The organism is Bradyrhizobium sp. 21 (assembly GCF_023073335.1).
Classification (GTDB): Bacteria; Pseudomonadota; Alphaproteobacteria; order Rhizobiales; family Xanthobacteraceae; genus Bradyrhizobium.
This window is the reverse complement of the sequence record NZ_JADPJG010000019.1, coordinates 100,588-118,397: the sequence shown is the minus strand read 5'-3', so window position 1 is coordinate 118,397 and position 17,810 is coordinate 100,588. Positions and strand designations below refer to the sequence as shown.

Annotated in this window: 17 protein-coding genes; 13 read left to right on the top strand and 4 right to left on the bottom strand. The window is 65.2% G+C overall.

Features of this window, described 5'->3' with window-relative positions:
* Window positions 1-27: 27 nt before the first annotated feature.
* Together IVB31_RS19665 and IVB31_RS19660 are read left to right on the top strand one after the other, a co-directional pair.
* A complete protein-coding gene (locus tag IVB31_RS19665) occupies window positions 28-1,284 on the top strand; it encodes an MFS transporter (protein WP_247325361.1) in 1,257 nt (418 codons plus the stop codon).
* Window positions 1,285-1,300: 16 nt separating this feature from the next.
* Entirely contained in the window at window positions 1,301-2,533 is a 1,233-nt protein-coding gene (locus IVB31_RS19660; protein WP_247325359.1) for an FAD-binding oxidoreductase, read from the top strand.
* Window positions 2,534-2,626: 93 nt separating this feature from the next.
* Here the strand turns inward: IVB31_RS19660 and IVB31_RS19655 are convergent, their stop codons facing one another.
* Complete coding sequence (locus IVB31_RS19655) at window positions 2,627-3,463, bottom strand: helix-turn-helix transcriptional regulator (protein WP_247325358.1); 837 nt, start codon at window positions 3,461-3,463, stop codon at window positions 2,627-2,629.
* Window positions 3,464-3,556: 93 nt separating this feature from the next.
* Here IVB31_RS19655 and IVB31_RS19650 point away from each other — a divergent pair, with 93 nt between their 5' ends.
* On the top strand, window positions 3,557-4,435 hold the full coding sequence (locus tag IVB31_RS19650) for an SDR family oxidoreductase (RefSeq protein WP_247325356.1): 879 nt from the start codon (window positions 3,557-3,559) through the stop codon (window positions 4,433-4,435).
* 35 nt (window positions 4,436-4,470) lie between these two features.
* On the opposite strand, the gene IVB31_RS19645 is transcribed toward IVB31_RS19650, so the two are convergent.
* The 3 genes from IVB31_RS19645 to IVB31_RS19635 all read right to left on the bottom strand — a co-directional run bounded on the left by IVB31_RS19645 (window position 4,471) and on the right by IVB31_RS19635 (window position 7,724).
* Window positions 4,471-5,808, bottom strand: a complete 1,338-nt coding sequence (locus IVB31_RS19645) for a dicarboxylate/amino acid:cation symporter (RefSeq protein ID WP_247325354.1) — start codon at window positions 5,806-5,808, stop codon at window positions 4,471-4,473.
* An 83-nt stretch (window positions 5,809-5,891) separates the two neighbouring features.
* Window positions 5,892-6,446, bottom strand: a complete 555-nt coding sequence (locus IVB31_RS19640; protein WP_247325602.1) for a biotin transporter BioY — start codon at window positions 6,444-6,446, stop codon at window positions 5,892-5,894.
* Window positions 6,447-6,536: 90 nt separating this feature from the next.
* Window positions 6,537-7,724, bottom strand: coding sequence for an aminotransferase class I/II-fold pyridoxal phosphate-dependent enzyme (locus IVB31_RS19635; protein WP_247325352.1), 1,188 nt, complete (start codon window positions 7,722-7,724; stop codon window positions 6,537-6,539).
* Between the two features lie 209 nt (window positions 7,725-7,933).
* Between IVB31_RS19635 and IVB31_RS19630 the strand changes: the two genes are divergently transcribed.
* The 10 genes from IVB31_RS19630 to aat all read left to right on the top strand — a co-directional run bounded on the left by IVB31_RS19630 (window position 7,934) and on the right by aat (window position 17,802).
* Window positions 7,934-9,337, top strand: a complete 1,404-nt coding sequence (locus tag IVB31_RS19630) for a M48 family metalloprotease (RefSeq protein ID WP_247325343.1) — start codon at window positions 7,934-7,936, stop codon at window positions 9,335-9,337.
* 131 nt (window positions 9,338-9,468) lie between these two features.
* A complete protein-coding gene (locus IVB31_RS19625) occupies window positions 9,469-10,236 on the top strand; it encodes a DsbA family protein (protein ID WP_247325341.1) in 768 nt (255 codons plus the stop codon).
* Between the two features lie 200 nt (window positions 10,237-10,436).
* Window positions 10,437-11,231 carry a DUF1236 domain-containing protein gene (locus tag IVB31_RS19620; protein ID WP_247325339.1) on the top strand — a complete coding sequence of 265 codons (795 nt, stop codon included), beginning with the start codon at window positions 10,437-10,439 and terminating at the stop codon, window positions 11,229-11,231.
* A 256-nt stretch (window positions 11,232-11,487) separates the two neighbouring features.
* Window positions 11,488-11,955, top strand: a complete 468-nt coding sequence (aroQ, locus tag IVB31_RS19615) for a type II 3-dehydroquinate dehydratase (protein WP_247325337.1) — start codon at window positions 11,488-11,490, stop codon at window positions 11,953-11,955.
* Window positions 11,956-11,991: 36 nt separating this feature from the next.
* Window positions 11,992-12,480, top strand: coding sequence for an acetyl-CoA carboxylase biotin carboxyl carrier protein (accB, locus tag IVB31_RS19610; RefSeq protein ID WP_247325336.1), 489 nt, complete (start codon window positions 11,992-11,994; stop codon window positions 12,478-12,480).
* Between the two features lie 60 nt (window positions 12,481-12,540).
* The gene (accC, locus tag IVB31_RS19605) at window positions 12,541-13,899 is read left to right on the top strand and encodes an acetyl-CoA carboxylase biotin carboxylase subunit (RefSeq protein ID WP_247325335.1); all 1,359 of its coding nucleotides are present in this window, start codon (window positions 12,541-12,543) and stop codon (window positions 13,897-13,899) included.
* Between the two features lie 105 nt (window positions 13,900-14,004).
* Entirely contained in the window at window positions 14,005-15,522 is a 1,518-nt protein-coding gene (locus IVB31_RS19600) for a CHASE3 domain-containing protein (protein ID WP_247325334.1), read from the top strand.
* Window positions 15,519-15,959: a response regulator gene (locus IVB31_RS19595; protein WP_247325332.1), complete on the top strand. Its 441-nt coding sequence runs from the start codon at window positions 15,519-15,521 to the stop codon at window positions 15,957-15,959. The genes IVB31_RS19600 and IVB31_RS19595 overlap by 4 nt, the downstream gene beginning before the upstream one ends.
* Complete coding sequence (locus tag IVB31_RS19590; RefSeq protein ID WP_247325327.1) at window positions 15,956-17,071, top strand: histidine kinase dimerization/phosphoacceptor domain -containing protein; 1,116 nt, start codon at window positions 15,956-15,958, stop codon at window positions 17,069-17,071. Before IVB31_RS19595 ends, IVB31_RS19590 begins: the two co-directional genes overlap by 4 nt.
* 50 nt (window positions 17,072-17,121) lie before the next feature.
* The gene (gene aat, locus IVB31_RS19585) at window positions 17,122-17,802 is read left to right on the top strand and encodes a leucyl/phenylalanyl-tRNA--protein transferase (protein WP_247325325.1); all 681 of its coding nucleotides are present in this window, start codon (window positions 17,122-17,124) and stop codon (window positions 17,800-17,802) included.
* The last annotated feature ends 8 nt before the right edge of the window (window positions 17,803-17,810 follow it).

The window sequence follows — 17,810 nt, the reverse complement described above, 5'->3', positions numbered from 1 at the left end:
ACCAACACCAGCTGGCTGGACCGCCGGATGGCCGGCAAATCGGAGACGCGCGTGACCGAATTGTCGAAGCGAAACACCAGCGTCTTCACGTTCGTTTTGCTCTATGTCGCCTATTGCATCTCTTATATCGACCGCGCGGCGATCTCGCTGGCATTGGCGCAGATCGGCAAGGACTTCCATCTCCAGGCCGCCGATCTCGGCATTGTCATCAGCGCGTTCTTCCTCGGTTACGCCGCGATGCAGGTGCCCGGTGGATGGCTGTCCGACCGTTTCGGCTCGAAATATGTGGTGATCGTCACCATCGTGATGTGGTCGCTGTTCACGGCGTTCACGAGTCTTGCCTGGTCGCTCACCTCGCTGATCGCGATCCGCTTCATCTTCGGCATCGCCGAGGGCGGCTTCCCGCCGGCGAGCATCCGCGCCGTCGCGGAAGTGTTCAAGAAGGACAGCCGGCCGAAGATGTCGGCACTGCTGCTGTCTTCCAACTATGCCGGCAGCATGGTTGCGCCGCTGATCATGGCTCCTCTGATCCTCTGGCTCGGCTGGCGCCATGCCTTCAACACGATCGGCATTGCGGGCATCGTCTTCGCAGTCGCCTATTTCGTCTTCGTCCCGTATCTGGGACGTCCGGGCGAGGCCGGTGCAGGCGCGGCCGCGAACGCGAAGGCCGAAAACCGTGCGCCGATGCGTGAGCTCGTGAAGAATCCGCTGCTGTGGCAGCTGATGGTGGTGTGGTTCGGCCTCAGTTGCGTCAACAAGGGCCTGGATTCCTGGATGCCGCTTTATCTGCTCCAGCAGCGCGGGCTCGACCTCAAGACCGTGGGCGTGGTGGCGCCGATCCCGTTCGTGATGGCGACGATCGCGACCGCGATCGGCGGCTGGGTGATGACGACGTTCTTTGCCGAGCGTGAAAAATATCTGCTGATCGGCGCCTCCGCATTGACCGGCATCTTCCTCTACGCCATGTACAAGGCGGAGACGATCGCGATGCTGATCACCTACCAGTCGGTGGTGTATTTCTTCAAATCCTTCGTGCTGGCGTCGGTGATCGCACTTCCGACCAAGCTGCTCCGCGACGACCAGATCGGATCCGGGATCGGCATGGTCAATCTCGGCGGCCAGAGCGCGGGCTTCGTCGCACCCGTCGCCATCGGCTTCATCGTCACCGGGACCGGATCGTTCGACGCCGCCTTCGGCTTCCTCGTGGCGATGACGGCGTTGTCCGTCGTGGTCGCCGCAACCATCCACACGGCGCAGCCGAAGCTCGCCCCGCAGCCGGCCTGACAGGAGATTTCTTCCGATGCAAAGCGCCATCGTACTCGGCGGCGGCATGATCGGCGTCAGCGCAGCGCTGCACCTCCAGCAGCGCGGCTGGTCGGTCACGCTGGTGGATCGCAGGGAGCCCGGCCGCGAGACCAGCTACGGCAATGCCGGGATGATCCAGGCGGAAGCGGTCCGCCCCTACCCGATGCCGCGCGACCTCGTCACGCTCCTGAAGATCGCGACCGGCCGCACCAACGACGTGCGTTACAGCCTGTCGTCGCTGCATCTCCATATCGAGCCCCTGCTCCGCTACTGGTGGCATTCGGCGCCGAAGCGGCATCGCGAGGCGATCGACGCCTGGGCGCGACTGATCGCCTACGCGACAAGCGAGCACGACATTCTCATTCGCGAAGCCCACGCCGACAATCTGATCCGCCGCGCGGGATACCGGCACCTGCATCGTGACGCGGCGTCCTTCGATCTCGCCGTGAAGTCGGCGGAAGAAGACGAACGCGAATTCGGCGTGCGGTTTCGTGCGCTCTCGGGACCCGAGCTCGCCAAGGCCGAACCGATCCTGCGCGACGACCTGCCCGGCGCGATCCATTGGCTCGACACCTGGACGGTGTCCGATCCCGGCGCACTGGTCACGGCCTATGCCGATCTGTTCGAGCGCCTCGGCGGCACCATCGTGCTCGGCGATGCGCAGTCGCTGCAGCAGACCGCAACCGGCTGGTCGGTCGAGACGGACCAGGGGCGCATCGATGCCGCGACAGCCGTCGTGACACTCGGGCCATGGTCGCCCGATCTCCTGCACAAATTCGGCTATCGCATTCCGCTGGTGCGCAAGCGCGGTTATCACATGCATTACAGCGGCGGCGCCTCGCTCGATTTGCCGCTGGTCGACAAGGCCGGCGGCTATGCCATGGGCCCGATGGCCAAGGGCATCCGCATCACCACCGGTGCGGAATTGACCGGCATGGACGCGCTCGCAACGCCCGTGCAACTCGCCAGCGCCGAAGCTTCGGCGCGCGAGCTGATCGACCTCGGCAAGCGCGTCGAGCCCGACCCGTGGTTCGGCACGAGGCCTTGCACGCCCGACATGCTGCCGGTGCTCGGCCCTGCCCCGCGCCATCCCGGCCTCTGGATGAATTTTGGCCACGGCCACCAGGGTTTTACGCTGGGACCCGCGACCGGACGATTGCTCGCCGAGATGATGAGCGGCGAAACGCCGGCGATCGATCCGACGCCTTACCGGCCGGAGCGGTTCTGACCTTCGGCGCTCACGGCGAGGAGCCCTGCCCGCGAATGCCGCCTGCCCCATCAACGTCGGATGCGGCTGAAACGCGCGAGTTCGCAAAATCCGTCAGTCGGCGCGCTCGGCAAGCAGCTCTTTGATCCGCTCGGCATCCTCAGGCGTCGCCGGATTGTAGACGATCATGCTGAGATCGGAGCGGCCCTCGACGTTGAAGCTCGAATATTCGAACGACATCGTACCGTGAACGGGGTGCCGCAGCCGCTTGGTGCCGTCGCCATGATGGCGTACGTCGTTGTCGCGCCACAGCGCCGCGAATTCCGGGCTGGTTTGACAGAGTTCAGCGACGAAATCGGCAACATGCGAGACCGCGCCTGCGCGCGCGGCGTCTGCCCGGAATGCCGCCACCACGAAGCGGGCCACGCTGTCCCAATCATACTGCGCGGCGCGCACGCGCGGATTGCAGAAGATGAAGCGCAGGATGTTGCGCTGTCCCGGCGGGATCGCGCCATAATCGGTGAGCACGGTGCTTGCAGCCTTATTCCAGGCGACGACATCCCAAATTGCCGTCCGCACCAGGGCCGGGCTGAATTTCAGCGCATCGAGCACGCGTTGCAGCCGCGGCGAGACGCCCTCGCCCGCCTGGTAACGCACCTCGGGCGGACGGCCGAGGCCGATCAGGAACAGGTGCTCGCGCTCGACATCGGTCAGCATCAGGGCGCGCGCGATGCGGTCGAGCACGTCGGCCGACGGCGCACCGCCGCGGCCCTGCTCCAGCCATGTGTACCAGGTCGGGCTGATATTGGCGCGCTGCGCAACCTCCTCGCGGCGCAGTCCGGGCGTACGCCGGCGGCTGCCGCTGAGGCCGAACGCGGCCGCATCGAGCCGGGTGCGGCGGTCCTTCAGATAGGTCCCGAGCAGGTTTTCGCTGGAGAGAGCCTCGCTCATCGTGTTAGCTATTATACCCTGATAACATCACTACTTTACCCGGATAATTCTAGCGCAGATGTTCGTCTCCACCAACCCCTCTGGAGATTGCTCATGCGTGTTTTCGTCACTGGCGCCACCGGCTTCGTCGGCTCCGCCGTCGTTCGCGACCTGATGGCCGCGGGCCACGGTGTCACCGGCCTTGCCCGCTCTGATGCGAGTGCCGCAGCTCTCACGGCGATGGGGGCCGAAATTCATCGCGGGTCGCTGGAGGATCATGCGTCTCTGCGCAGCGGCGCGGCCGCCTCCGACGGCGTGCTCCACCTCGGCTTCAACCATGATTTCTCGAAATTCCTCGACAATTGCGAACTCGACCGCCGCGCGATCCTGGCGATCGGCGAGGAGCTCAAGGGCTCCGACCGTCCGCTCATCGTCACCTCCGGCGTCGCGCTGCTGGCCCCCGGCCGGCTCGCGACCGAGGATGATGAGTCCGCGCACCGCTTTCCGCGTGTGTCGGAATCGACCGCGCTGTCGCTCGCCGGCGTCCGCGCGGCCGTGGTCCGGCTTCCGCCATCCACCCACGGTGAAGGCGATCATGGCTTCGTTCCGATCCTGATCAACCTCGCACGCGAGAAAGGCGTGGCGGCCTATATCGGCGATGGCGGCAACCGCTGGCCGGCCGCGCACCGCCTCGATGCCGCGCGCGTCTACCGGCTGGCGCTGGAGCAAGGCGCAACCGCAAGGCACTATCACGCGATCGCCGAGGAAGGCGTGCCCTTCAAGGCGATTGCGGAGGTGATCGGCCGGCGGCTCGGCGTACCCGTCGTCTCGAAATCGCCGGAGGAAGCGCCCGCGCATTTCGGCTGGTTCGCGCAGTTCGCGGGCGCCGACGTTCCGACGTCGAGCGCGAAGACGCGCGCTTTGCTCGGCTGGGCGCCGAAAGAAAAAGGGCTGATCGAGGATCTCGACCAGCCCTATTACTTCAAGGTCTGACGGCACCGCTGGCGCCGTCACGTGTCGTTGGCAGATCAGTCCGTCGTGACAGCGGTTTCCATGTCCGTCGGATCGATCTGCCGGTTCAGCCGCGCGTTGAGCTTGTCGCGATCGAGCTCGCCCTCCCACCAGGCGACGATCACGCAGGCCACGCCGTTGCCGCACAGATTGGTCAGCGCCCGGCACTCGCTCATGAACTTGTCGATGCCGAGCACGATCGCCATGCCCGGCACAAGACGCGGATCGACCACGGCGAGCGTCGCGGCGAGCGTGATGAAGCCCGCCCCGGTGATGCCGGAGGCGCCTTTCGAGGTCAGCATTGCCACGATCAGGATGGTAAGCTGCTGGCCGAAGGTGAGATCGACGCCGAGCGCCTGCGCGATGAACAGCGTCGCCAGCGTCATGTAGATGTTGGTGCCGTCGAGGTTGAACGAATAGCCCGTGGGCACCACGAGGCCGACCACCGACTTGGAGCAGCCGAGGCGCTCGAGCTTTTCCATCAGGGAGGGCAGCGCGCTTTCCGAGGACGAGGTGCCGAGCACGATCAGCAGCTCGTCCTTGATGTAGGCCAGGAACTTGAAGATCGAGAAGCCGGCGAGGCGCGCGATGATGCCGAGCACGACGAACACGAACAGTGCCGCAGTGGCATAGAACGTCGCGATCAGTCCGATGAGATTGCCGAGCGCCGTCGGTCCGTACACGCCGATCGTGTAGGCCATGGCTCCGAACGCGCCGATCGGCGCCGCGCGCATCACGATGGAGATGACGCCGAACACCGCATGCGCGGCGTCGTCGATGAAGCTGCGGATGGTATGGCCGCGCTCGCCAAGTCCCATGATGGCAAAGCCGAACAGCACCGAGAACAGCAGCACCTGGAGAATTTCACCCTGCGCGAAGGCGCCGACCACGGTGTCGGGGATGATGTGGAGGACGAAATCAACGCTCTTTTGCGCCTTGGCCTGATCTGCGAACTTGGCAACCGCCTGCGCATTCGCCGCCGCGTTGCCGAAGCCTGCGCCGGGCTTGGCGAGGTTACCGACGAGAAGCCCGATCACCAGCGCGAAAGTCGAGACGATCTCGAAATAGACCAGCGCCTTGACGCCGATGCGGCCGACCTTCTTGGCATCCTGGATATGGGCGATGCCCGACACGACCGTGCAGAAGATGATGGGCGCGATCACCATCTTGATCAGCTTGACGAAGCCGTCGCCGAGCGCCTTGATCCATTCGTTCTTGGCGAAGTCCGGCCAGAACGAGCCGACGATGGCGCCGAGCACGATCGCGATCAGCACCTGAACGTAGAGAACCTTGTACCACGGCTTGGCGGCGGCAGCCGGTGCAGCCGGCTCCCCCGCCATCGTTGTCGTTGTCATTGTTTCACTCCCCCTCAAACTCAGAGCCAGCCAAGATCAACTTGGCCGGCTCTGTCAATTGGAACTGCTCGGACTTGCGCGCTTTACCGGCGATCGAGGAGCCGGCGCGCGGCCGGCATCAGCGTCGCCCCAAGCGCGTTCTTGACCAGCGATGCCGCGATGAACGGCACGATGCCGACCTGCCAGGCCTTGGCCGCGCCAAGACCGAGGCCGCACGCCAACCAGCCGAATCCTGTGGCCAGAATGACGATGTGGCCGACCGCCATCGCCGCAAACAGCAGCGCCACGCTGCGATCCCAGCCGCGCTCGGCGAGCCAGCCGGTGACAAAGGCGGCGCCGATGAAGCCGAACAGATAGCCCGCGGTCGGGCCGACCAGCGGCGCGATCCCGCCGACCGGGCCGGCGAACACCGGCAGTCCGACCGCACCCTCGGCGAGGTAGGCGATCATGGTGGCGCTGCCAAGCCGCCAGCCATAGGCCGCGCCGATCATCAGCACGACCAGGGTCTGCAAGGTCATGGGCACGTAAGGCAGCGGCAGGCTCACCTTGGCCGACAGCGCCAGCAGCGCGGTGCCGAGCGCGATCAGCACGACGGCGCGAAATGCGCCGACGGTTTCGCCCGGCCGGGTCGGCCACATCAATGCAGCGAGAGGAGAATGCGGCGTAGCTTCGGACGGGAGGAAACGGTCAGACAAAGTTGAACTCCGGAGGCTGTCGAAAACTGGCGGCTATTTAAGCCAGTGAGCAATCCGGTCAACTGCCTCGCGCATCTCCTGAGGCGAGCGCGCATAGGACAATCGTATGAACGAGCGGCCATGGATGGGATCGAAATCGAGGCCCGGCGTGGCCGCGACCTGCGCCTGCTCCAGCATCTGCTTGGCGAACTCGAAACTGTCCGACGTGAAATCCGAGACGTCCGCATAGAGGTAGAAGGCGCCATCGGCGGGCAGGAACCTGGTCAGGCCGGCCTTCGGCAGTCCCTCGATCAGGATGCGGCGGTTCTCCTGGTAACCGTGCTTGATCTCCTCCATCTCGGCCGCCCCGTCGAAGGCGGCTTCGGCGGCGATCTGCGACAGCGACGGCACCGAGATCGACAGGTTCTGCTGGAGCCGCTCGATCGGCCGCACCAGCACGTCCGGCACGACCATCCAGCCGACACCCCAGCCCGTCATGCAGAAATACTTCGAGAATGAGTTGATCACGAGGGCACGGTCCGACAGCCCCGCCGCGGTCACCGCGGGAAACGCGTAGTCGAGCCCGTGATAGATCTCGTCCGAGATGAAGCGGATGCCGGCGTCTTCCGCCGCCGCAATGAGGCCGGCGAGTGCCTCGCGGGACATCATCGTGCCCGTAGGGTTGGCGGGGCTGCCGACCAGCACGCCCTTCAGCGGCGCCTCGCGATGGGCAGCCAGCAGCGCCTCGCCGGTCAGCGCATGGCGCGTCTCGTTCGTGGTCTCGATCAGCACCGGCTCGCAGCCGAGCGCCGTGAGGATGTGGCGATACGGCGGATAACCCGGCACCGTCACGGCGACACGGTCGCCCGGCTCGAACATCGCCAGGAAAGCCAGAATGAACCCGCCGGAGGACCCGGTGGTCACCACGATCCGTTCGGGGTTGACGTCACAGCCATAGGCATCGCGATAGTGCCGCGCGATGCGCTCGCGCAGGCTGGGGATGCCGAGCGCGGCTGTATAGTCGATCCGCCCCGCCTCGAGTGCCGCATGGGCGGCCGCAATCGCGGTCCTGGGCGCGCCGGCCGCGGGCTGGCCGACCTCCATGTGGATGACATGGCCGCCGGCCGCCTCGAGTCGGGCTGCCGCGGCCATCACGTCCATCACCATGAACGCGGGAACGTCGCTGCGGCGGGAGGGCTCGAGCCACTGCCCCAACCGGTTCCTCAATGTCGCATCGTGCATGGATTTCTGCTATTTCGCTGGCGAACCGGTGCGTCCGGTCCGGGAAACGGGGCGCTTGCGCCCCAGACTGGCCGCATTGTACGGCTCATAAGGGGTGCGGCTCATAAGGGCATATCGCGTATCCGGTCCGCCGCCAATCGCCAAAACCAACCACGAAACTGCTTGATCAAGACCGTTTGACCAAACCCCTTGTTGACCAAGTCCGCCTGATGTTGCTCCAAATCGCATTGCGCAAGAAGGCCTCCGCCCTCACCGCCCTCGTCACGGCTGCGGCGATCGCGCTGCTGCCGATGCCGGCCGCACATGCGCAGGCCGGCGGCCCGCCGGTCCTGCGCGACACCGAGACCGAGCAGCTGCTGCGCGAATACACGCGCCCGATCCTGCGCGTCGCCGGTCTGGAAAAGCAGAACATCCAGATGGTCATCGTCAACGAGGGCTCGTTCAACGCGTTCGTCGCGGACGGCCGCCGCATCTTTGTCAATTACGGAGCGATCCTGCAGTCGGAGACGCCGAACCAGATCATCGGGGTGCTTGCGCACGAAACCGGGCATCTGGCCGGCGGCCATCTGTCCAAGCTGCGCGAGCAGCTTGCCAACGCCCAGACCCAGATGATCATCGCGATGCTGCTCGGGGCCGGCGCGATGGCCATCGGCAGCACCCGCGGCGGCAGCAGCTCCGGCAATAACGGCCTTGCCAATGCCGGAGCCGCCGCCATCGCCGGCCCGCAGGAGATGATCCGCCGTACGCTGCTGTCCTACCAGCGCCAGCAGGAGGAGAACGCCGACCGCGCCGGCGTGAAATTCCTGACCGCGACCCAGCAATCGCCGAAGGGCATGTACGAGACCTTCAAGCGCTTCACCAGCGAGAGCCTGTTCGCGGCCCGCGGCGCCGACCCCTATCTCCAGTCGCACCCGATGCCCGCCGAGCGCGTCGCCGCGCTCCAGGAATTCGCCAGCGCCAGCCCCTATTGGGACAAGAAGGACGATCCCGCGCTCCAGCTCCGCCACGACATGGTGCGCGCCAAGATTTCAGCGTTCATGGAACGGCCGGAGACGGTGTACCGCCGCTATCCCCAGACCAACGACAGCATGCCGGCGCGCTATGCCCGCGCCATCAGCACCTATCTGCACGGGGATTTGCGCAGCGCGTTGGCCCAGATCGACGCGCTGATCCAGGTCCAGCCCAACAATGCGTATTTCTACGAGGTGCGCGGCCAGGCCCTGCTGGAGGGTGGCAAGCCGGCCGAGGCGATCCCTGCCCTGCGCAAGGCTGTCGCACTCTCGAACAACGCGCCCCTCATCGAGATGTTACTTGGGCAAGCTCTGGTTGGGTCCGATAATAAGGCCTACACGGACGACGCTGTTCGGATTCTCCGGGCCGCGGTGGCACGGGAACCGGAGGCCGCGCTCGGCTACATGCAGCTCGCGATGGCCTATGGCCGGAAGGGAGACTATGCCGAGGCGGATCTGGCGTCAGCACAGGCCGCTTATCTGCGCGGTGACAACAAGACCGCCCGCGAGCTTGCGACGCGCGCGAAAACCCGTTTCGCCGTCGGCACGCCCGGATGGGTCAAGGCCGACGACATCGTGGCGTCAAAACCGCCGCGCAACTAACTCGACCAGGCAAACGAACACGACCAAATACTAACACGTCAAGACCACGCCTGACACCACGACGTCGCGACAGCGAGCTTAGGTCCGCCGGGACGTTTTCCGAAACCTGCTTTGGATAAGAGGATTTGCCTATGCCTTCGCTGCGCCTGCTAGCTCCCGCGTTGTTTGTGCTCGCCCTGTTCGGCACAGCTGCGCCTGCGTCGGCCGACAGCTTCTCCGATGCCCAGCGCACCGACATCGAGGCGATCATCAAGACCTATCTCGTCACCCATCCCGAGGTGCTCGAGGAAGCGATGAGCGAGCTCACCAAGCGCCAGGCCACGGCCGAGACGCAGAAGCACGAGGCCAGCATCGCCCAGAATTCCGATGCGATCTTCAACTCGCCGCGCCAAGTCGTGCTCGGCAACAAGGACGGCGACGTCACCTTCGTCGAGTTCTTCGACTACAATTGCGGCTACTGCAAACGCGCCATGGGCGACATGCTCGACCTCATGAAGGCCGATCCGAAGCTCAAGGTGGTGCTGAAGGAGTTTCCGGTGCTGAGCCAGGGCTCGGTCGAAGCGGCGCAGGTCGCGGTCGCCGTGCGCATGCAGGACCCGTCCGGCAAGAAGTACCTCGATTTCCACCAGAAGCTGCTCGGCGGCCGTGGCGCGGCCGACAAGGCGCGCGCGCTTCAGGCAGCCAAGGAAGCCGGCCTCGACACCGCCAGGATCGAGAAGGATATCGGCAGCGCCGAGGTCCGCTCCACCATCGAGGAGAATTTCAAGCTCGCCGAAGCGATGGGCATGAACGGCACGCCGAGCTACGTGATCGGCAAGCAGATCGTGGTCGGCGCCGTCGGCGTCGAAGGCCTCAAGGAAAAGATCGGCATTGCCCGTTGCGGCAAGGCGACTTGCTGATCAGCGATCTGCTCTACAACTCACGCACGCAAAGGGCCGGCTGAAAAGCCGGCCTTTTCATTGCGCCGAAATGTGGCGCGCGCGTTCATCTGACGTTCAACAAACTAATGCCGCGGAACCGCCAATGTTCCGGAACTCCTGATACTTCCTTTCGTTGTCGGCGCGGGCAATGACGCAGAGAAACACGTGAGGAGAATTCAATGTCTAACCGCTTTATGATCTCGGTAGCCGCGCTCGCACTCGTCGCTGGCACCGGACTGGCGAACGCACAGGGCACCATGAACCGCGACAGCGGTGGCGGCGCAGGTGCGCAGCCGACGCAGCACGCGCAGCCGTCCGGCGGCTCCGCCGAGCGCGGCTCAATGGGCAAGGAATCCGGCCAGGAAAAGGGCACCATTGGCCAGACCGGCGGCGCCATGAAGCCCGGCGGAGCAGCCGAGGAGAAGTCGTCGGGCGGGATGGAAAAGTCCGGCGCGATGAACAAGAACGCGGCTGACGAGAAGGCTGGCGCGGCGAAGGGCGAGCACGCCCAGGGTCAGATGGACAAGTCGCAGCAGGACAAGTCGAAGAGCACGATGGACAAGTCCCAGACGGACAAGTCCAAGAGCACCGAGACTGACACCAAGAGCGGCAACATGAACGCCCAGACCAAGGGCGCAGACAGTCAGACCAAGGGCGCGGACAGCAAGGCTGCCGATACCAAGTCGCGGACCACGACCGGCACCGCCCCTGCGACCGCTGCTGCACCGCCGCCCGAAAAGCGGACCGAGATCTCATCCGCGATCAAGTCGACCAAGATCGAGGAAACGACCAACGTCAACTTCAACATCTCGGTTGGCACGACCATCCCGGCCAGCGTTCATTTCCATCCGCTTCCGCCCCGGATCGTCGAGATCTATCCGGAGTGGCGCGGCTACGAGGTGATCTTCGTGCACGGCCAGTACGTCATCGTCCGTCCGCAGACGCGGGAGATCGTGTACGTCATCGAAGGCTAAGCTGCCTCGCTGATGCCCAAAACGAGCCCTTGCCGAGAGATCGGCAGGGGCTTTTGGTCATTCGGGCCGCTCCACCGCGTACCCCGCCCGGCAGCCATGCTTCGGACTGGTTAACAAGCAATTTCCGTAGCTTCCGCACAGGTTTTTGCACCCCGGATGAGGGGCCTGAAGCCCTCTGGGAGGTCCTTCAAGGCTTCCCCTCACGCGCTTTGTTACCTATAACCCCCGCCACGCCGAAGCACCTGCCGGGATAGGAATGGCTGAACCAGCGACCGACACGATCCTCGTTCTCAACGGGCCGAACCTCAACATGTTGGGGACGCGCGAGCCGGAGAAGTACGGCCACGCGACGCTGGCCGACGTCGAGGCGCTGTGCCGGGAGACGGCGGCAATGTTCGGGCTCAAGGCCGATTGCCGGCAGTCCAACCGCGAAGGTGAGCTGATCGACTTCATCCACGAGGCGCACGGGCGCAAGATGAAGGGCATCATCATCAACGCCGGCGGGTATTCCCACACCTCGATCGCGCTGCACGACGCGCTGCTCGCGGTGCAGATCCCGACGGTCGAAGTGCATGTGACCAACATCCACGCCCGCGAGAGTTTCCGTCACCACTCTTATACCGCGCGCGCGGCCTTCGCCTCGCTCTGCGGTTTCGGCATCGAGGGCTACCGCCTCGCCATCCAGGGCCTTGCCGCCAAGCTCGGCATCAAGCCCAAAGCCTGACGCTCTCCCTTCAACAGAACATTCGGATCAAGCAACATGGCGCGCCAGCCAGACGACAAAGCAGCCGCAAAGTTTTCCAGCGAGGATTCCGCGATCATCCGCGAGCTCGCCTTGCTGCTCGATGAGACCAGCCTCACCGAGATCGAGATCGAGCGCGCCGGTCTGCGCCTGCGTGTCGCCCGCAACGTCAGCGTCGCCGCGACCATGCCGATGCAGATGGCCGCCGCACCCGCCCTCCAGGCGGCCGCAGCCGCCGCGCCAGCCGCTGCCGCGGTCGATCTGTCGAAGCATCCCGGCGCCGTGACCTCGCCGATGGTCGGCACCGCCTATTGGTCGCCCGAGCCCGGCGCCAAGCCGTTCATCGAAGTCGGCAGCAAGGTCTCGGTCGGCCAGACGCTGCTGATCATCGAAGCCATGAAGACCATGAACCAGATCCCCTCGCCGCGATCAGGCACGGTGACGCAGATCCTGGTCGAGGACGGCCAGCCGGTCGAGTACGGCGAGCCGCTCGTCATCATTGAGTGACGGTCGAGGGCGGCCCATCGCCCTTGCCGCTTCCCGCCGCGTCAGTCCCTTAAGGACACCATGTTCGACAAGATCCTCATAGCCAATCGCGGCGAGATCGCCCTTCGCATCCTGCGCGCCTGCAAGGAGCTCGGGATCGCGACCGTCGCCGTGCACTCCACCGCCGACGCCGATGCCATGCATGTGCGCCTGTCGGACGAGAGCGTGTGCATCGGGCCGCCGGCGTCCAAGGACAGCTATCTCAACGTGCCCGCGCTGCTCGCAGCCTGCGAGATCACCGGCGCCGACGCCGTGCATCCCGGCTATGGCTTCCTGTCGGAGAACGCGCGTTTCGCCGAAATCCTCTCCGAGCACAATCTGCATTTCATCGGCCCGAAGGCCGAGCACATCCGCCTGATGGGCGACAAGATCGAGGCCAAGAAGACGGCCAAGCGGCTCGGCATTCCCGTCGTGCCTGGCTCCGACGGAGGGGTCGGCCCCAACGACGACGCAATGGCGATCGCCAGGAAGATCGGCTTCCCGGTGCTGGTCAAAGCCGCTGCCGGCGGTGGCGGCCGCGGCATGAAGGTGGCCGAGAGCGAGGCCGACCTTCAGATGGCGCTGTCGACGGCCGCCAACGAGGCTAAGTCCGCTTTCGGCGACGCCTCGGTCTACCTTGAAAAATACCTGCAGAAGCCGCGCCACATCGAGATCCAGATCCTCGGCGACGGCCGCGGCGGCGCGATCCATCTCGGTGAACGCGACTGCTCGCTGCAGCGACGCCACCAGAAGGTCTGGGAGGAAGGCCCCTCGCCCGTGCTGGCGGCGGCCGCGCGCGCCAAGATCGGCGAGACCTGCGCCAAGGCGATGCGCGAGATGAAATATCTCGGCGTCGGCACCATCGAGTTCCTGTTCGAGGACGGCGAGTTCTACTTCATCGAGATGAACACCCGCATCCAGGTCGAGCATCCCGTCACCGAGAGCATCACCGACATCGACCTCGTGCTGGAGCAGATCCGCATCGCCGCCGGCGGCGACCTGCCGGCGAAGCAGAGCGAAGTTCAGGTCATCGGCCACGCGATCGAGTGCCGCATCAACGCCGAGAATCCGCAGACCTTCCGTCCCTCGCCGGGCCGCATCACCCAATATCACCCGCCCGGGGGGCTCGGCGTGCGCATCGATTCCGCGGTCTATCAGGGCTATACGATCCCGCCTTATTACGACTCGCTGGTCGGCAAGCTGATCGTGCACGGCAAGACCCGCGGCGAGTGCCTGATGCGGCTGCGCCGGGCGCTGGACGAGATGGTGGTCGAGGGCATCGAGACCACGTTGCCGCTGTTCCGCGCGCTGGTGCGGGAGGACGACATCATCAACGGCGACTACCATATCCACTGGCTGGAACAGTATCTGGCCGGCAAGACGGAACCGGCCCCGAAATAATCGTCTCACTCATGGAACCCTTTGACCCCAATCGCGGTTCTGCCGATGGGGACAGTTCCGAGGGGGCGTTTTGAATTCCGCTAAGCCTGACCGTGCGAGACCGTCGTGACCGCTGAGTCACAGCGACGGCGCGCATTTTGGCAGATCCTGCTGTTCTCGGCGGGCCTACTGGTGCTGACCGTGATCAGCGCCGGCTCCGTCTACCTCGTCAACAAGGCGAGAGACGACAGCAAATGGGTGGTTCACACCATCGAGGTCGAGAACCAGATCAACGCGCTCCTGCTGGAAATCCGCCGTGCCGAGAGCGGCGCCCGCGGCTACCTTCTGACCCAAGGGGCGGGCTTCAAGGTCGACCATGAAAAGGCCGTGGCGGCCATCGTCCCGTCTCTCGACCGGCTCACGCGCCTGATCGGCGATAATCCGGCGCAACGAGAAAGCATCGAGAAGCTGAGCGCGGCGATCGAGACCCGGCTCGGCCAGTTCGCGCAGGAGATGGATTTCATCCGCCAGGGCGAGCCGGAGAAGGCCACCGCGCTGGTCCGCGAGATCGCCTCTACCGACGCCACAGCCGCGATCGGCAAAGTCGCGACGGGGATGATTGAGGAAGAAGAACGGCTGTTCAGGCTGCGCACGGCAAACTCGGACCGCAGCCAGAGCCTCGCCGCATCGATGACCGGCATTGGCTCCGGCCTCGTGGTGCTGCTGGCCCTGATCTCGATCTGGCTGGTGCGGCGCTCGGCAATGGCCCGCGACGAAGCCGAAGCACGCCTGCGCGATGCCAACGTCAATCTGGAGGCCATCGTCGACGAACGCACGGCCGATCTGCGCGAAGCCAACAACGAGATCCAGCGCTTTGCCTATATCGTCAGCCACGATCTGCGCTCGCCACTCGTCAACATCATGGGCTTCACCAGCGAACTCGAAGAGCTCGGCGGCGACATTTTCCGCCGTATCGGCGGCCTCACCCATGCCGCAGCCGGCGGTCCGCCGCCGGCGGCTGGCGAGATCGCGCTTGAAGGTCCCGACCAGCAGCTTTCAGCGGATTTTTCCGAAGCGCTGGGCTTCATCAAATCGTCGATCGCCAAGATGGACCGCCTGATCTCCGCGATCCTCAATCTCACCCGCGAGGGCCGGCGCGAGTTCCAGCCGGAAAAGATCGACACGCGCGAGCTGATCGAAGCGATCGTGTCGACGCTGGCGCATCAGGCCGTCGAAGCGCAGGCCGAGATCCAGGTCGCGCCGCTGCCGAATCTCGTCAGCGACCGCCTGGCGCTGGAGCAGATATTCTCCAATCTGATCGACAACGCCATCAAATATCTGAGGCCCGGCGTCCCCGGCGAGATCAGAATCGGCGGGCGCACCAAGCTCGGCTACGCTATCTTCGCGATCAGCGATAACGGGCGCGGGATCGACGCTAAGGATCACCAACGGATATTCGACCTGTTCCGCCGCGCGGGAACCCAGGACAAGCCCGGTCAGGGCATCGGTCTTGCGCATGTGCGTGCACTTGTGCGTCGCCTCGGCGGCACCATGTCGGTATCATCGGAACTGAATGCGGGCAGCACCTTCACCATCACACTGCCCATCACCTGGAACGCCAGCAACCGGAACGCCGATCAATGACTCAACCCGTCAGCATCATCATGATCGAGGACGACGAGGGACACGCGCGGCTGATCGAGCGGAACATCCGCCGATCCGGCGTCAACAACGAGATCATCACCTTCGCCACCGGCACGGACGCGATGAAGCACCTGTTCGGGGCCGACGGCAGCGGGCTGGTGCAGAAGGGCAATGCGCTCCTGATCCTGCTCGATCTCAACCTCCCCGACATGACCGGGATCGACATCCTGAGGCAGATCAAGGAGAACAAATATCTGAAGGCCTCGCCCGTGGTGGTGCTGACCACCACCGACGATTCCCAGGAAATCAAACGCTGCTACGAGCTTGGCTGCAACGTCTACATCACCAAGCCCGTGAACTACGAGAATTTCGCCAATGCCATCCGGCAGCTCGGCTTGTTCTTCTCGGTCATCCAGGTCCCGCCCGCCGCCCCATGAACCAGCGCACGCCAACACTGCTCTACATCGACGACGACGGCGCGCTGGCGCGCCTGGTCGATCGCGGCCTGACACGCCGCGGCTACAAGGTCGTTCATGCGGCAAGCGGCGAGGAAGGCCTCGATCGCATCCGCCGCGCGGGGGCGCAAAACAGCGTCGACAGCGACATCGACGTCGTGGCGCTCGACCAGTACATGCCCGGCCTCGACGGGCTGGAGACGCTGGAGCAGATCATGGCGATCCCGGGCGCGCCGCCGGTGGTGTTCGTCACGGCGTCGCAGGATTCCAGCATCGCGGTGACGGCGCTGAAGGCGGGCGCCGCCGATTATCTCGTCAAGGACGTCAAGGGCGACTTCATCCCCCTGCTTCACGTCGCCGCCGAGGGCGCGCTGCGCCAGGCCGAACTGCAGAAAGCGCGCGAGGAAGCCGAAGCCGAGATCCATGCCTCGCGCGACCGCTACGCGGCGCTTGCCGCCGAACGCGAATTGCTGCTGCGCGAGGTCAACCACCGCGTCGGCAACTCGCTCCAGATCATCGCCTCGCTGCTGCACCTTCAGGCAAGCTCCGCCGCGCAGGACGAGGTCAAGGCGGCCCTGACCAATGCGATGGGCCGTGTCGCCGCGGTCGCGCAGGTGCACCGCCGCCTGTACACCTCGCAGGACCTGAAGAGCGTGGTGCTGAACCAGTATCTGGACTCCCTGCTCGAGGATCTCCGCCGCTCGGCCGAAGGCAACCGGATGTCGCGCCTGACGGTGAAGGCCGAGCCGATCGAGATCGATCCGGACCGCGCCGTCGCCGTCGGCATCGTCGTCAACGAGCTGGTGATGAACGCGGTGAAATACGCCTATCCCGACGGCGCCGGCCCGATCCATGTCGAGCTGACCTCGCAGGGCGACGATCTTCTGCTATCGATCAGCGATGACGGCGTCGGCGACAAGGTCAAGGCCGACCCGCGTTCCACCGGCATGGGCCAGCGCATCGTCGCAGCCATGGCCACCAAGCTTGACGCCTCGGTCGAGCGCGATCCCGCGCATTCCGGAACCCGCGTCATGCTGAGGTTCCGCCGTGTGCCCCCTGCCCCCGGCAAGCCCAATACCGCCGCTGCAGGCTGATCCGCACCGCCCATCGCAACCGCATTGCGATCCTGCTATGATTGCCGACCATGACTTCGCGCGATTCCGCCCCGTCTGAAATCACGCCAGCCGTGCTGCTGCGCGCCTATGCCTGCGGCATCTTTCCGATGGCCGAAAGCGCCGACGATCCGACCCTGTTCTGGGTCGAGCCGGAGTTGCGCGGGGTCATCCCGCTCGACGGATTTCGCGTGGCCTCGCGGCTCGCGCGCACCGTGCGTTCGGATGAGTTTCGTGTGACCGTCAATACCGCGTTCGAGGCGACGATCGCCGGCTGCGCCGCGCCGCAGGCGGGACGCGAGGACACCTGGATCAACAAGCGCATCCGCGACCTCTATGGCGGCCTGTACGAGCTCGGTCATTGCCACAGCGTCGAGGCCTGGCAGGGCGAGGACCTCGTCGGCGGGCTTTACGGCGTCAGCCTGGGCCGCGCCTTTTTCGGCGAGAGCATGTTCCACACTGCGCGCGACGCCTCCAAGGTCGCGCTGGTGCACCTGGTGGCGCGGCTCATCCATGGCGGCTTCGAGCTGCTCGACACCCAGTACGTCACCGAGCACCTGAAGAGTTTTGGCGCGGCCGAGATTTCCAGGCGGCGCTACACCGCGCTGCTCGACAAGGCGCTCGCGGGCGAGCCAGGCGATTTCCTGAAGCTCTCCGCAGGTCAAGCGGTCCCGGGCGCACGCGCGCTCGAGATCATCGCCTCGCGGCAATAGTCAGAGAT

Excerpts from the sequence above, each read along its gene's own strand:
- IVB31_RS19650 (WP_247325356.1), top strand. The coding sequence starts at position 3,557 with ATGCGTGTTTTCGTCACTGGCGCCACCGGCTTCGTCGGCTCCGCCGTC.
- IVB31_RS19590 (WP_247325327.1), top strand. The coding sequence starts at position 15,956 with ATGAACCAGCGCACGCCAACACTGCTCTACATCGACGACGACGGCGCG.
- aat (WP_247325325.1), top strand. The coding sequence starts at position 17,122 with ATGACTTCGCGCGATTCCGCCCCGTCTGAAATCACGCCAGCCGTGCTG.
- aroQ (WP_247325337.1), top strand. The coding sequence starts at position 11,488 with ATGGCTGAACCAGCGACCGACACGATCCTCGTTCTCAACGGGCCGAAC.
- IVB31_RS19620 (WP_247325339.1), top strand. The coding sequence starts at position 10,437 with ATGTCTAACCGCTTTATGATCTCGGTAGCCGCGCTCGCACTCGTCGCT.
- IVB31_RS19665 (WP_247325361.1), top strand. The coding sequence starts at position 28 with ATGGCCGGCAAATCGGAGACGCGCGTGACCGAATTGTCGAAGCGAAAC.
- IVB31_RS19630 (WP_247325343.1), top strand. The coding sequence starts at position 7,934 with ATGTTGCTCCAAATCGCATTGCGCAAGAAGGCCTCCGCCCTCACCGCC.
- IVB31_RS19660 (WP_247325359.1), top strand. The coding sequence starts at position 1,301 with ATGCAAAGCGCCATCGTACTCGGCGGCGGCATGATCGGCGTCAGCGCA.
- accC (WP_247325335.1), top strand. The coding sequence starts at position 12,541 with ATGTTCGACAAGATCCTCATAGCCAATCGCGGCGAGATCGCCCTTCGC.
- IVB31_RS19655 (WP_247325358.1), bottom strand. The coding sequence starts at position 3,463 with ATGAGCGAGGCTCTCTCCAGCGAAAACCTGCTCGGGACCTATCTGAAG.
- IVB31_RS19625 (WP_247325341.1), top strand. The coding sequence starts at position 9,469 with ATGCCTTCGCTGCGCCTGCTAGCTCCCGCGTTGTTTGTGCTCGCCCTG.
- IVB31_RS19595 (WP_247325332.1), top strand. The coding sequence starts at position 15,519 with ATGACTCAACCCGTCAGCATCATCATGATCGAGGACGACGAGGGACAC.
- IVB31_RS19645 (WP_247325354.1), bottom strand. The coding sequence starts at position 5,808 with ATGACAACGACAACGATGGCGGGGGAGCCGGCTGCACCGGCTGCCGCC.
- IVB31_RS19635 (WP_247325352.1), bottom strand. The coding sequence starts at position 7,724 with ATGCACGATGCGACATTGAGGAACCGGTTGGGGCAGTGGCTCGAGCCC.
- IVB31_RS19640 (WP_247325602.1), bottom strand. The coding sequence starts at position 6,446 with ATGTGGCCGACCCGGCCGGGCGAAACCGTCGGCGCATTTCGCGCCGTC.
- accB (WP_247325336.1), top strand. The coding sequence starts at position 11,992 with ATGGCGCGCCAGCCAGACGACAAAGCAGCCGCAAAGTTTTCCAGCGAG.